General features: G+C 63.0%; 16 protein-coding genes and 1 pseudogene. 3 read left to right on the top strand and 14 right to left on the bottom strand.

What is annotated here, in order from left to right:
* Nucleotides 1-299 (top strand): IS3 family transposase (locus tag AAIL66_RS24000; protein WP_322074984.1); only part of this gene is annotated, 299 nt, incomplete at its 5' end.
* 40 nt (nt 300-339) lie between these two features.
* Nucleotides 340-1470: pseudogene (locus tag AAIL66_RS23995) on the top strand (transposase); the annotation flags it as partial.
* Between the two features lie 1175 nt (nt 1471-2645).
* Here AAIL66_RS23995 and AAIL66_RS23990 read toward each other — a convergent pair.
* The 11 genes from AAIL66_RS23990 to AAIL66_RS23940 form a co-directional block, all read right to left on the bottom strand.
* On the bottom strand, nt 2646-3875 hold the full coding sequence (locus AAIL66_RS23990) for a replication protein RepA (protein WP_034033203.1): 1230 nt from the start codon (nt 3873-3875) through the stop codon (nt 2646-2648).
* A 115-nt stretch (nt 3876-3990) separates the two neighbouring features.
* Nucleotides 3991-4299: a hypothetical protein gene (locus AAIL66_RS23985; RefSeq protein WP_034033202.1), complete on the bottom strand. Its 309-nt coding sequence runs from the start codon at nt 4297-4299 to the stop codon at nt 3991-3993.
* A 99-nt stretch (nt 4300-4398) separates the two neighbouring features.
* Nucleotides 4399-4680, bottom strand: coding sequence for a hypothetical protein (locus AAIL66_RS23980; protein ID WP_034033201.1), 282 nt, complete (start codon nt 4678-4680; stop codon nt 4399-4401).
* On the bottom strand, nt 4677-5294 hold the full coding sequence (gene parA, locus AAIL66_RS23975; protein ID WP_034033200.1) for a ParA family partition ATPase: 618 nt from the start codon (nt 5292-5294) through the stop codon (nt 4677-4679). The genes AAIL66_RS23980 and parA overlap by 4 nt, the downstream gene beginning before the upstream one ends.
* A gap of 116 nt (nt 5295-5410) precedes the next feature.
* The gene (locus tag AAIL66_RS23970; protein ID WP_034033199.1) at nt 5411-6415 is read right to left on the bottom strand and encodes an XcyI family restriction endonuclease; all 1005 of its coding nucleotides are present in this window, start codon (nt 6413-6415) and stop codon (nt 5411-5413) included.
* Complete coding sequence (locus AAIL66_RS23965) at nt 6412-7314, bottom strand: site-specific DNA-methyltransferase (protein ID WP_034033198.1); 903 nt, start codon at nt 7312-7314, stop codon at nt 6412-6414. Before AAIL66_RS23965 ends, AAIL66_RS23970 begins: the two co-directional genes overlap by 4 nt.
* A gap of 14 nt (nt 7315-7328) precedes the next feature.
* Nucleotides 7329-7901 carry a recombinase family protein gene (locus AAIL66_RS23960; protein WP_034033197.1) on the bottom strand — a complete coding sequence of 191 codons (573 nt, stop codon included), beginning with the start codon at nt 7899-7901 and terminating at the stop codon, nt 7329-7331.
* 142 nt (nt 7902-8043) lie between these two features.
* On the bottom strand, nt 8044-8271 hold the full coding sequence (locus AAIL66_RS23955; RefSeq protein WP_049854843.1) for a hypothetical protein: 228 nt from the start codon (nt 8269-8271) through the stop codon (nt 8044-8046).
* A gap of 86 nt (nt 8272-8357) precedes the next feature.
* Nucleotides 8358-8660, bottom strand: a complete 303-nt coding sequence (locus tag AAIL66_RS23950; protein ID WP_223174665.1) for a hypothetical protein — start codon at nt 8658-8660, stop codon at nt 8358-8360.
* Nucleotides 8657-8911: a hypothetical protein gene (locus AAIL66_RS23945; protein ID WP_049854853.1), complete on the bottom strand. Its 255-nt coding sequence runs from the start codon at nt 8909-8911 to the stop codon at nt 8657-8659. The genes AAIL66_RS23950 and AAIL66_RS23945 overlap by 4 nt, the downstream gene beginning before the upstream one ends.
* Complete coding sequence (locus AAIL66_RS23940; protein ID WP_313858553.1) at nt 8908-9333, bottom strand: hypothetical protein; 426 nt, start codon at nt 9331-9333, stop codon at nt 8908-8910. Before AAIL66_RS23940 ends, AAIL66_RS23945 begins: the two co-directional genes overlap by 4 nt.
* 38 nt (nt 9334-9371) lie before the next feature.
* Between AAIL66_RS23940 and AAIL66_RS23935 the strand changes: the two genes are divergently transcribed.
* Nucleotides 9372-9623 (top strand): helix-turn-helix transcriptional regulator, encoded by a 252-nt coding sequence (locus AAIL66_RS23935; protein WP_058820198.1) that lies wholly within the window; start codon nt 9372-9374, stop codon nt 9621-9623.
* 252 nt (nt 9624-9875) lie between these two features.
* Here the strand turns inward: AAIL66_RS23935 and AAIL66_RS23930 are convergent, their stop codons facing one another.
* The 3 genes from AAIL66_RS23930 to AAIL66_RS23920 are packed head-to-tail and all read right to left on the bottom strand — an operon-like array spanning nt 9876 to nt 11641.
* Nucleotides 9876-10160 (bottom strand): hypothetical protein, encoded by a 285-nt coding sequence (locus AAIL66_RS23930; protein WP_049854850.1) that lies wholly within the window; start codon nt 10158-10160, stop codon nt 9876-9878.
* Nucleotides 10150-10779 (bottom strand): antitoxin VbhA family protein, encoded by a 630-nt coding sequence (locus tag AAIL66_RS23925; protein WP_065313977.1) that lies wholly within the window; start codon nt 10777-10779, stop codon nt 10150-10152. The genes AAIL66_RS23930 and AAIL66_RS23925 overlap by 11 nt, the downstream gene beginning before the upstream one ends.
* Nucleotides 10766-11641: a DNA-binding protein gene (locus AAIL66_RS23920; RefSeq protein ID WP_049854849.1), complete on the bottom strand. Its 876-nt coding sequence runs from the start codon at nt 11639-11641 to the stop codon at nt 10766-10768. Before AAIL66_RS23920 ends, AAIL66_RS23925 begins: the two co-directional genes overlap by 14 nt.
* Nucleotides 11642-12232 lie beyond the last annotated feature (591 nt).

Below are 12232 nucleotides of genomic sequence, written 5' to 3'. Positions count from 1 at the left end.
ATTCTGATCGTGGAGCTCACTACCGATGGCCTGGCTGGCTCTCGAGGGTGCATGATGCAAAGTTGGTTCGCTCGATGTCTCGCAAAGGGTGCTCACCAGACAACGCTGCGTGCGAAGGCTTCTTTGGAAGGCTAAAGATGGAGCTGTTCTATCCCAACAACTGGCAATCAACAACGATTGAGCAGTTCATTGAAGCTGTCGATACTTACATTCGTTGGTACAACGAAAAACGTATCAAGGTATCTCTGGGACGTTTAAGTCCTGTGGAATACCGGCACAAACTTGGCCTAGCCGCATAAAACCAGTCCAAGTTTTTATCCGCACCCCCCTTTACCCTAAGTGGGTCAATTTTAGATGCAACTCAACATCCTGTGTCTGCACGGCCTGGGCACCAATGCTGGCTTGCAGCGCATGGCCGGGCTGGATTCCGGCACCACGGCGCGCGACCTGGCCTATGTGCGCCGCCGTTACATCAGCGTGGACGCGATGCGCCGCGCGATTGCCATCGTCGCAGACGGCACGCTGCAAGCCCGCAACCCGGCGATCTGGGGTAGCGGCACCACCGCTTGCGCGTCGGACTCGAAACACTTCGGCGCGTGGGATCAGAACCTCACCACGCAATGGCACGTCCGCTACGGCGGGCGCGGCGTGATGATCTACTGGCATGTCGAGCGCAGCTCGCTGTGCATCCATTCGCAGCTCAAGTCGCCGTCGTCGTCGGAGGTGGCGTCGATGATCGAGGGCGTGATCCACCATTGCACCGAGATGGAGGTGGATCGGCAGTATGTCGATTCGCACGGCCAGAGCACGGTGGCGTTCGCCTTCTGCCGCCTGCTGGGCTTCCAGTTGCTGCCACGGCTGAAGGCCATCCACTCACAGAAGCTGTACCGGCCAGAGACCGGCAAGGCCGACGCCTACGCGAACCTGCAACAGATTCTGACCAAGCCCATCGACTGGGACTCGGTGCGGCAACAGTACGACCAGATGGTCAAGTACGCTACCGCGCTGCGCCTGGGGACAGCGGACACCGAAGCCATCCTGCGCCGCTTCACCAAGAAGAACGTGCAGCACCCGACCTACAAGGCATTCGCTGAGTTGGGCAAGGCGATCAAGACTATCTTCCTGTGCCGCTACCTGCACGACGAGGCGTTGCGCCGGGAAATCAACGAGGGGCTGAACGTAGTCGAGCAGTGGAACGGCGCGACCGACTTCGTGTTCTTCGCCCGCCGGGGCGAGATGGCGAGCAACCGCCGCGAGGATCACGAGGTCAGCATGCTCGCGCTGCACTTGATCCAGAACTGTATGGTCTACATCAACACGCTGATGATCCAGAAGGTCTTGGCCCTGCCGCATTGGCAGGGCAGGTTCACACCACGCGACTACGCCGCCCTGACGCCGCTGATCTGGGAACACGTCAACCCGTATGGTCGGTTCGATCTCGATATGAACACCCGGCTCGACCTACCGTGATCGAAATGGCGGCTGGTGACACGACTGCTTGCTCTACCCCATCGTGCGTGGCGGATGGCCTACGCCCGGCAAACGGGGCAAAACAGCCCTTTAGAGCGTTTTTGGCCGCCTGGATAGGGGAATACGTCGGCGGAGGCGTAAACGGCCCGCCACGGCCCGGAAAACGCGGCCAGCGGGGCAAGCGTTGTCGGTATTCCTGACCTCGATGCAGCGGGCGTAGGTCAACCGTCACAACCTGGCGGTCTGCCGCGCCAACGAGCGCGGCGGGTTCGGGTCTTCAAGTGGAAAGGGGGTCAAGGGCCGTAGGGGTGGCTGGCGCGGCCCGCAGCCGAAGGCGAGGACACGGGCCACCCCGGAGGGCGAAGCGAACCCTTGACGCCCTTGGAACGCCCCAACGCTCACCGGCAGGGGGCAGGAGAAGCAAGCGAAGCGCCGCGCAGCCTGCACCCCTGACGACAGAGGGCGACTCGCTCCCCTTCCCAGCGGGAAGGGGCGGGGGGGATGGGAGAGGGTGGCGAACCAGGGCGGCTTGTCGAGGCCACGGGCGGTGGCCTGTCCTTTCTTGAAGACCTTGTGGCGGTGGCGTATGGATGCGGGCGGTTCTTGGCCTGGGCGGTGGTGCCGCGACCGGGGGCACCATCCGGCCCCCTTTGGGGGCCTCGATATGCGGGTGAGCGCGTAGCGCGAGGGGTGCAGCGAAGCGAAACTCCTGGGGGATGCCGGGTGGGAGCGCGAAGCGCGGGCGGAGGGCCGCTTGCGGCCCGCAGGAGCCGGCAGGGGGCTTGCCCCCTAAGAGGCGGAGCGGTCTTTGGTGGGCGCTGCGTTTTCCACAGCGAGCGGCCCTCCAACTATCGGTTAAAGATAAAGGTAAAAACTAAAGGCATAACCTATCGGTTTAGGGGGGGTCTGATTAGGCACGATCAGGGGGTCTGATTAGGCATGGAAAACGCACCCTTGGGGGGTCTGATTAGGCATGGTGGGGGGGTCTGATTAGGCGTGGACAACTTCACCAACTAACAGGCTTGCCAACAGGCTGACGGGGGGTGCTTCCGCCCAAGGCTGACGTAGCCTTGTGGCGGAGGGGGGTCTGATTAGGCATGGTGTCAAAGTGCATGCACCTGGTTGGTTTTTTGTCACCAATGAAGCCCACGGCGACGCGTGGGCCGGGCATCAGGCTATGAACCTTTGAAGGGGATCGGCGGCGGCGAGGCCATCAGCATCACGCCACCCGTCACCTGCTTGACTCGTGCTTGAGGGTACACAGCGAGCACAGCGCGCAAGGCATGCAAAAACTTCTTCTTGAAGTCTTTGTCGGGGTCTTTCCCTTGGTACTCCTGGCCGAACTGCTCGCGCAGACTCGCCCAATGCAGAACGACGGGCCTGCCTTCGATGCGGTGTAGTCGCTGGGCTAGCCAGGTGTAAACGTCCATCGCAAGCGCAGAGCCTTTCAACTCCATGAAGGCGCGCAAATCGAGCGGTACCGCATGAGATTTCAAGGTTTGGTAGTAGTCATCCGAGAAGGTTACTGAACCGGGCCACAAGGGGCGCTGTTCCTCTGTTGAAGCGATCCACGCCTCGAAATGCTTGATGGGCTTTCCTTCGTAGGTGTGCGCGCGTCCGTTGGCGTTGAAGCCTAGGGTGATCCGACAAGCCGACAAGGCCTGAACCTGCTTGCGGAAGGTCGTGTAAACGCTGTTTCTCCCCCCGTTCGGGGTCTTGCCAAGCATCCGCAGAAACTCGCTCGCGCTATCCCCTACCGGGATCTCTGCCGTATTGAATCGCACAGCATAGGTGTTCATCCAAGCCAGCATCAGGCGCGGCATGGGGCCGTAGGGGATGGGCTGCTGAACGAACTGCTTGCCATCCCACAGCTTCCCCGCTTCTACCAGGAGTGCTGCACCGCCTGAATGTCTCTCAAACGATGTGGCGTCTACCTTCGATCGAGGCAAGCCAACTTGGCACATGATCGAGTGCATGTAGCCGCGATCATCATCGTCCGGGCGCTCGCTGGCGATCTCTGCGGCCTTTTTGACTAGTCGCGCTTCGCGCGGTGTTGTCGGGGTCGTCTTTGGCTTTGGTGGAATCACCTCCGGGGCGGGTGTCTCAGCCTTGGGTGTTCTTGTTGGTTTGGCCTTCGCTGGTCGGGTGTCAGCTACCGGCGAAGCCTCTGCCTTCGACTGTGTAGTTGGCGCCGGCGCGGCCGGTGGCGCTGTGAGTTGGAACAGTGGCAGCGTCGTCGCTGAGTCGGTGGGGTACTGATCGGGGCGATAAGCCACCTTGGCGGCCATGTCGGCCGCCTGATCGGGCGTCAAGCCCTTCGCCTCGAGGTAGTGCCGGTATCCCTCGCGCCATTTGCGCAATTCGGCAGGGGACGGCTGCGCGCCTACTTCACTGATCTTCTTCATAGTCGCGCTGCCGCTGGTAAGTCCGTAAAATGGTCAGTAGCCATGTGCTTTCGGTTCCTTTCCGTATGCCCTGGTAAGGCGCTACCGAGTGTGTCCGCACTCGATAGCGCCGCTCTCATACCGCGAACGCGGCCGTTCTGCCGGCTCTCGCGTTACGCACGGCCCAGGCCTGCCAGCCGTCTTGCATCAACACCGTCCTACGATCGCGCAACCAGCGCTGAAAGCGGCGATGCTCAGCCAGCACAGCGCCGACAATCTGCTCGGCCTGGAACTCGCCCGGCCGGCCATCTGCCTCGATCAAGCTCAAGGCCAACTCGGTCGGTGTGGCCTCGGTTCCGTCGATTTCGTCGACGTAGGCCGCGAAGCTGTGCAGCAGCTCGACGGTTTCCGGCTTGAAGCCGGCCAGGATGTTCGCGGATGCCATTTCAATAACCTCCATTGCGGTCAGATATGCGGCGCTTTATCCCGCGCCACGTTGGGAATTTATGACGCTATGACGCCACGACGCTATAGCGTCATAGCGTCATACGGATAGCGTCGGCAAACCCTTCTCAGCAAAAACCTTCGACAGTCCATCAACAGCAAGCGACTGAATGCTGACGCCCTCGGAGACGGCGAGCTGGTGCACACGCTCCCACTCGGCACGCGGCAGGCGTACTGTCAGGGCAACCACGTCGCCTTTCCCTCGTCCACGCTGACGGGTTTCTGCCGACTGCTCGGCGCCCGGCTCCTGGTCTGTTGCGGTTTGCTGTGCGGAAGCGGCCCCTTTACGGGTGAAGGCTGCAAGCCCTGTTGGTTTGTTCATTGCATTTGCTCCTTAAGCCACGCCCAAAGGGCGCGAATTTCAGTGGCGGCCTTGCCGTCGCTCTCGAACTCAGTCACGGCCCGGCCGGTGGCCACGGCTCGCGCGAAGGCTCTACGGTCGATGATTTCGACCGGCGCGATCGGCAAGCCGTATTCGGCCAAGACGGTTCGGGTTTCTGCGATTTCAGGGGATCGGAACGGGCAGGCCGATAGGACGAACACGGCGCGAACGCCGGCCGCTTTGACGATATCGACGGCACTGCCGGCTGCGGCAATATCGAAAGCGGTGGGACGCACTGGAATAGCAACCAGATCGACAGCGCGCACGATGCGCGTTGCGTCTGGGGCCGCATGGGGCGCGGTGTCTACGATCGCCAGGGTCATGCGCTCCTGGTCGGCGGCCTCGAGGACGCGCCCCAGCTCGGAAGCAGCAGCAGTCGCAACAATGGGCACCTCCTGGGAACGAGCATCGCCCCAAACGGTGGCGCTCTTTTGCGGGTCGGTGTCGATGACGACGACGCTCTCGCCCGCCTCGGTGGCAGCTACGGCCGTATGCACTGCAAGCGTTGTCTTACCGCTGCCGCCCTTTTGGGCGAGAAAAGCTATCTTTTTCATGGCGTCCCTACGTCAAGCCTTCATGGCGTCTTGACGTCATTATATGCGAATAAAAAACGGCGTCAAGCCGCCTTGACGCAATGACGTCAAAACGTCATTGCGTCATGTGCTGTAGGCTAGGTTTTGGTAAGCGGCGCAGATGGAATTGCCGTTAGCGACAGCACACGGCGGCGGAAGTCGTCGTACTCGTCGCCAGCCCTGAGCGACAGGGCGGCCAGCGAATAAAAGCGATCGGTCGATGGTGATTCGCTGCGGGCCTTCACCATGTCCAGCCGCCCGACATTGACCACCGTCCAGCACTCGGTAAAGCCGCGCTGCCGCGCCTTCTGGTGGCTCTTTTCCGCTTCTCCGATGCGGTTGTGGATGTTGGATACATCCGTTCCGCTCTTGACCTCGATAGCAACCACGTTGCGGTAATGCTGGTGCTCCATTTCCTCGCGGATGATGATGTCAGGGTCTGGCGCGAACTCGATCAGGAACGGGCGGCCCGTGGCGCTATTCACCTCGATGGCGCTTTCGCGCACCTCAGCGGCGGCATGGGCGACGATCTCCCGGATGATCTCGAACACCTGCACGATGCCATCGGTGCCGCGCTGGTTGTTGGCCCCACCGCGTAGCTGCGGGCCTACGGTTAGCAGGGTCAAATCATCCAGCAATTCCCGGCTGACGCGCAGCGGGCCAACACCGGCCAGCAGCGCCGATGCAGTGGCGCAGAACGCCACGCATAAGTCGGGTAGGTCAGCGGCTGCCGTCTTGCTGGTCTTGCCCTTTTCCTCCATCGACTTGAAGTAACCGACACCGAAGCCTTTGTCGCGCCCGTAAAACTCCTTCTGGCTGTAGCCCATCAGCAGCCGGTAATAACCCAGCAGGTAGGGATTCGCCTCCAGGACGGCAGGCACGGCGAACAGCAGTTCAGCCCGCAAGCCGTACTGCGCAAGGGTCGCCAAGTCTGCCGGGGGGACGTACTCGGCAAGCTGCTTGTCCAGCTCGGCAATGTCCATGTCCCGCACGGTTTCCAGCAGGGCGCTTTGCAGATAGACAGCCCGGAACCGCTTAAGGGCGAAAGCGAAGTCGATTTGCAACTTCGGCGGCGGAAAATTGATCTTGTTAGGGGTCGTCATGCGGCGGCGATCCTTATCACGTTGCTGTCCTGCCCTTGCAGGCGATCAGCCGCCAAGGCCACATATTCGGGGTTCAGTTCGATGCCAACGTATTGCCGGTTTTCGTCCTGGCACACGAGGCCCACGGTTCCCGACCCAAAGAACGGATCGAGGACGTAATCACCCGGCTCGGTCGATGCTTGGATGCAAGGCCGGATCAGGTCAGGCGGGAAGGTGGCGAAGTGAGCACCGGCAAAAGGCCTGGTGTTCACATGCCAGACTGAGCGGCGATTACGCAGACCGCCGCCGTCCGCAGGCTCCCGGACGGCCTGCCAGTCGTAGTAATACTTCTCCGACTTGGTGAGCATGAATAGAAACTCATGCGAGCGAGCCGGGCGATCCTTGACGCTCTCGGGCATCGCGTTTGGCTTGTTCCACACAATGTCACTGCGCAGATACCAGCCATCATCCTGCAAGGCGAACGCCAGCCGCCACGGAATGCCGATCAAGTCCTTTGGCTTCAAGCCCTCGGGCGTGTCAGGTCGAACGTCCATCGCCCGGGCCGGGTTCTTCTTGTCCGGGGCTCGATAACCTCGATTGCCGCTTGTGTAGCCGTCGCCGATGTTCAGCCAAAGGGTGCCGTCATCCGTCAGCACGCGCCGCACCTCGGCGAAGATGGCCACCAGTCGATGCAGGAACTGGGGCATGGTGCTCTCAAGCCCGATTTGTTCTTCGATGCCGTAATCGCGCAGCCCCCAGTAGGGCGGTGAAGTGACCACACAGCGCACAGACCCGGATGGCAGACGGCGCAGCACGGTCAGGGCGTCCCCCTCAAAAAGCGTCGAGCCGCGCAAGGTGAGCGGCTCGGGGCGCTGGATTCGCTCAACGCCAGACGGCGCGGCGGTTTTTGCTTTTGGCATGTTGTTATGTCCTCTCAATCGTGGCGCGGCTGCACCACGCCGCAATGCTTGTAAATCGTTGTCCGTGACACGCCGTAATCTCGGGCGAGTTCGGCCACGCAGGTGTTCGGGTCGCGCAGTAGCGCCTTGATGTGGCGTATCTGCTTGGCGTCCAGTTTCGGCTTGCGGCCACCGGATCGGCCACGGGCGCGGGCCGCTTCCAAGCCCGCCCGGGTTCGTTCGCGGATCAAGCCGCGCTCAAACTCGGCCAGCGCCGCGAAAACATGGAATTGCAGCTTGCCCGCCGCGCTCCCTGTCTCGATCTTTTCGGTCAGGCTCTCGAACTGCACGCCGCGCTGCTCAAGGTCGGCCACGATCTGCACCAGATCGGGCAGGCTGCGTCCGAGTCGATCCAGCCGCCACACGACGAGGGTATCCCCGGCCCGGAGCGCCTTCCGGCACTGCTCAAGCTCCGGGCGTGCCGCGCTCTTGCCGCTGGCCGCTTCCTCGTAGATGGTCGAGCACCCGGCCTGCCGGAGTGCGTCCCGTTGCAGGTCAAGATTCTGATCGTCGGTCGAAACGCGGGCATAGCCGATGCGTTGATTCATGGACAGTTCCGCCACATTGAAAGCTGAACGAATAAATGAACACTTTACCGCATCTGGATAACCCCGGACAGGGAAAAACGCTGACTGTCCATCAAACGACCGTTTTCTGGACATGCTCGCTGAGACACTCACAAAACCGCGATCAGAAGTCGGGGAGAGTGGCGAGTTGCTGCTGCGCGTAGTCGCGCACGTCCGAGGTCAGGGTCACGTCCTCGGCCCAGCGGCCAAGGATGGCCCGCTGCGCAACGGCCTTGGAAAGGCCGTCTGCGCCGATTGTCTGAAAGAAGGCGGCCAGCTCGGGCACGGCTGGGGATGGCTGCGCGAGGTCATGGTGGATGCCGCGCACAAGGTTGTCGATCTGGGTTGTCATCGTTGCTGCTCCAGTGACGCGGAACAGCCGCGTCTTGTAACGCCATCGTGGCATCACGACAGTCAACGCATGGCTTTCAACACGGATCAGTCACCGCCGACGTAAGTATCTCCCCACGGATGGTGATACACCGTGCATGACTTGCCGGTGTGCGGGTTCACCCCGCCCGACACCGAAGGCGCTCCGGTTCCCGGCCACCTGGACATGCCCGCGAAGCCATCACTGAGCCACCACGCGAGCCAGAAGGGAATCCACACAATCAGGCCGCCTAACAGCATGGCGGGGATGTGCTGCCATTCGGGCAGTGCCAGCCATACCGACGCCGGCACGGGAAGCCAGAGCATCCAGCGCCGCCCGGCAAACAGCATCCGCCACGCCTTCGCCCTCATCGCGCCTGCTCCTCGATAACCAGCACAACGTAGCTAGCTGTGTTCTTGTCGTCCTGCATGTGAACGACCCGAAAGCCATTTTCGTAAATCTGGCGGATCGTCACCTTGCCGATGTGCTCGCAGTGCACGACAGAATCAGCGCCCCGGAACGGGCCGATGCAAACACCGCCGCGCAAGGGGGCGCCGCCATCAGCGGCAACCACGTTTGCCGCCACAACGGCCAGGAGGCCAGCCAGCAGCGCTTTTCTCATGTCGGCAGCTTCCCGATGATGCACCGTACCTCGTCGATCTCCATGACGAGGCCGGCCATGTTGCCCTGTGTGCGCCGGGTCTGAATGTCCGCCATGCGGCAGAAGGTGCGCGCCAGGCGCACCACCTCCGAGTCAAATCCGCCGGCAGGCACGATGCCGGAACCCACCAACACTTGACCGTTTTTGCACTGCGCGCGGATGAAGTCGCCCGCTGCCGACAGCTTCCGGGCGTTCTGTGGCGCGCTGCCCAGGTCGCACACGGAATCATCGGTTTGACCGCCGACCAGGGAGGCCGCGCCGGCCGGTTCAATTGCGCCAATCAACAGGCTGGCCAACACGGCACACCCTCGCCTGATTGCTGTTTTTCCGCCCATCGTCACGCCGTCTTTCTCTATGAGAAAACCATATTGTGACTTAAACACGGCTGACGTAAAAGCAGCACATCGGGAGACTGGTTTGCATGTCTCCCGCCGCCCAATCTCCCGCACCCACCGCGCATTCCGCGCGGGCCGTGCTCGCGGCCAACATGATCCGATTACGCAGGGAAAGAGGCTGGTCACAAGAAGCGCTCGCCTTCGAGTGCGGCCTACATCGCACCTTCGTTGCGCACTGCGAGCGCCAAGTCAGAAACATCTCCCTGGACAACCTGGAGCGCATCGCCAACGCCTTTGGCGTGCCGGTCTATGCCCTGCTGATGCCGACAGGCAGTTGAAGCACTTTCGCGCGCGAAAGCACGGCTGTTTTCCTTGCGCAGCAAGGGTTTTAGGCCGGTTTGGCCCTTTCGGTGTCGCCGCGATGTGTTTTCGGTGTCGCCGCGCTAAAAGCCTTGCAGCACAAGGCTTTTAGCGAAGCAACGGGAGTTGCGTGGTGTGTGACAAGTTTTCTGGGGGTGCGGGGCCGTCCCGCAAGCCAGCATCGCCTGCTGTCCATCCCTTGCCCGGCCCTAGTGGATGAGGCAGGCCATTCACCGGGAACGGCGCTGACGGACGAACCATGCCTGCATGTGCGAATGCAGTTTTTCGCGCCCGGCATCGTCCAGGCCGCCCGCCAGGAAAAACGAGAAAAACCGACCGACGACCATCCGGGCCGCTGACGGCAATTTGTCGAACATCGCCAGCTCGGCCACATGATCGGGATGGGCCACCGCCGCCAGAAAACAGCCCACCAGCATCGCCGCCTCTGGCGGCTGCGATTCAAGCAAATCCAGTACACCGACCACCTCGGGTGGCCAGTCGGTTTTACTGCGCATGGCGATGCAGGATGCGGTAGCACTGCACCGCCTCATCGTGGGTGATATCGCCCCGGATCAGCAGCGCCTGAACCGCCAAATCATCCGCGCTCATCGCCAGACCCTCCAAGGCCAGCGAAGCATTCACCTGGTCGAAATCGACGCGGCGCTGCTCCTGGCGGGCGTGGTCGTTTTCATCCGGGCCATACAGCCGGCGCGCCAATGGCGCATAGCGCAAAATCGCCGCCTCGATGCCGGCGCTGTCGCGCGGATCGAGATCATCCCGCTCCCCGGCCAGCGCCGCCTTCATCGCCCCGGCAACGCGCAAAACCGCCTCATTCGGCTGCGCCTGCTCGCGTTCCCGTCCCATGATTTCGGCGTAATGGGCAATCAACGCCCCGATCACATCGCACGCCACTTCGTAGCGCACACCGGCCCGGTCAAAGAGACCCGCCGAAGGCGCGGAATCGGTCGGCGGGGCGGCCTGGCTGACACGCAGCACATCCGCCATTTGCCGCAAGCCGGCGCGCACGTCCGCAGGCTCGCCATCCGCCAACACCTGCCGCAGATAGTCGGCGGCAAATCGGGGTTCGGCCTGAAACATGCCGGCCATCGCTTCGTTGTGGTCACGGTCTTTCATCGGATGTCCGCTCCTTCGCTGTGAGGGCTTCCAATTGCCCCGCCAGGCGCGCGGCCTGCTCGCGGGCCTCGGCGGCCACCTTGCGGGCTTCGTCGCGCTCGGCCTGCGCCTGCCGGGTTTCCTGCACTGCTGCGGCGCGGGCGGTGTCGTGGGCCTGCGCAGCCGTGGCGGCCTGCTGCTCGATCTGATCGGCGCGAGCCTCTGCACGGCTCACACGGTCGGCGCACGCCTCCAGCTTGGCGGCCAGCACGGCGGCCTGTTGTTCGGCGGCGGTGCGGCCCTGTTGTTCGGCGGCCAGCGCAGCGCGTAGGCGCTCGATCTCTGCGGCCTGCTCGCTCACGCGCTCGGCCTGCGCCTCGATCTTGTGCCGGGCGGTTGCCACCTCCAGCCGGGCAGACTCTGCCGCCTGCTGCTCGCGCTCGATGCGCTGCTGCGCCTCGGCCAAGTCGGCGGCCTGCTGGGCGGCTTTGCCTGCCAGCGTGTCGCGCTCAGTGGTCAGCACGGCCACCTGCTCGGCCAGCTCGTCGCGTTCGCCTTCCAGCACCTCGCCAGCGGCGGCCAGCTCGGCGGCCTCCGCCTGCGCCTGCACCAGACGGCCCTCGATCTCGCCGCGTGCCCGCGATGCGGCCCGCTCGATTTCGGCGGCAATGGCAGCGGTCAGCGCCTGCGGCAGTTCCGGCGCAGCGGCGGCGGCCACCGGGCGAGCCTCACGCCACGCGGCCAGATGCTTGTGGATGGTGTTCGGGCTGCCGGTGTCGCCCAACCGCTCGCGCACTGCCCGGATGGTGGGCTGCTGACCCTCGCCTGCCAGCGCATCAGCGACGGCGGCGACCTGCTCAAAAGTGATGCCCTGACGTGCCATGATCGTTGCTCCTTTCGTACCGTATCGGTGTAAATCGTATCAATACAGATATGATACACAATACAGATACGATATGCAAGTGGTTTTCGTAACGTACCGCCGCGCCAGATCGGCGGCACCTTGCGCCCGGTCGGGCGCTGGCTACTCGCGTCAATGACGCTTTCGGGGCTACTTGCTCCGCGCCCTGCGGGCTTGGGCAAAGGGCGCTGCCCTCTGCACGCCCGCTCTCGCCCGCGAGGCGTCGGGGAGCAGGGGTTAAAAGCCCTCCCCTGCTCCCTCTCCGTGAGGCTCTGGCCGCTGCTGCCGCGTCAAGGGTTCGCCACGACTGGCCCGAGTCCTCGCCCGTGCCGGGCTGCGGGCCGCACCAGCCAGCCGTGGCCGCGTTGCGCCCTTGACCCGTCATTCGCTCAGGAATGGGGCTACAGCGCGTTTTTCCGATCTTGGGGTGGCTTGGGTATGCCAGACCCCTAAAACGGCCCCTACGGGCCGCTATGGCGCGTCTTGATCGCTTTTCGAGTGGAAAGGGGGTCAAGGGTCGTAGGGGCGGCTGGCGCGGCCCGCAGCGAAGCGAGGACACGGGCCGCCCCGGAG

Origin of the sequence: Comamonas sp. F1-6 (assembly GCF_039581415.1) — a bacterium.
In the GTDB taxonomy this organism is placed as follows: domain Bacteria; phylum Pseudomonadota; class Gammaproteobacteria; order Burkholderiales; family Burkholderiaceae_C; genus Comamonas; species Comamonas thiooxydans.
Note: the sequence above shows the minus strand (reverse complement) of the source record. Positions and strands in the feature narration are given on the sequence as shown.

Bases quoted from the DNA above. Each gene is read 5' to 3' on its own strand.
- AAIL66_RS23990 (WP_034033203.1), bottom strand. From the start codon at position 3,875: ATGAAGAAGATCAGTGAAGTAGGCGCGCAGCCGTCCCCTGCCGAATTG.
- AAIL66_RS23985 (WP_034033202.1), bottom strand. From the start codon at position 4,299: ATGGCATCCGCGAACATCCTGGCCGGCTTCAAGCCGGAAACCGTCGAG.
- AAIL66_RS23980 (WP_034033201.1), bottom strand. From the start codon at position 4,680: ATGAACAAACCAACAGGGCTTGCAGCCTTCACCCGTAAAGGGGCCGCT.
- parA (WP_034033200.1), bottom strand. From the start codon at position 5,294: ATGAAAAAGATAGCTTTTCTCGCCCAAAAGGGCGGCAGCGGTAAGACA.
- AAIL66_RS23970 (WP_034033199.1), bottom strand. From the start codon at position 6,415: ATGACGACCCCTAACAAGATCAATTTTCCGCCGCCGAAGTTGCAAATC.
- AAIL66_RS23965 (WP_034033198.1), bottom strand. From the start codon at position 7,314: ATGCCAAAAGCAAAAACCGCCGCGCCGTCTGGCGTTGAGCGAATCCAG.
- AAIL66_RS23960 (WP_034033197.1), bottom strand. From the start codon at position 7,901: ATGAATCAACGCATCGGCTATGCCCGCGTTTCGACCGACGATCAGAAT.
- AAIL66_RS23955 (WP_049854843.1), bottom strand. From the start codon at position 8,271: ATGACAACCCAGATCGACAACCTTGTGCGCGGCATCCACCATGACCTC.
- AAIL66_RS23950 (WP_223174665.1), bottom strand. From the start codon at position 8,660: ATGAGGGCGAAGGCGTGGCGGATGCTGTTTGCCGGGCGGCGCTGGATG.
- AAIL66_RS23945 (WP_049854853.1), bottom strand. From the start codon at position 8,911: ATGAGAAAAGCGCTGCTGGCTGGCCTCCTGGCCGTTGTGGCGGCAAAC.
- AAIL66_RS23935 (WP_058820198.1), top strand. From the start codon at position 9,372: ATGTCTCCCGCCGCCCAATCTCCCGCACCCACCGCGCATTCCGCGCGG.
- AAIL66_RS23930 (WP_049854850.1), bottom strand. From the start codon at position 10,160: ATGCGCAGTAAAACCGACTGGCCACCCGAGGTGGTCGGTGTACTGGAT.
- AAIL66_RS23925 (WP_065313977.1), bottom strand. From the start codon at position 10,779: ATGAAAGACCGTGACCACAACGAAGCGATGGCCGGCATGTTTCAGGCC.
- AAIL66_RS23920 (WP_049854849.1), bottom strand. From the start codon at position 11,641: ATGGCACGTCAGGGCATCACTTTTGAGCAGGTCGCCGCCGTCGCTGAT.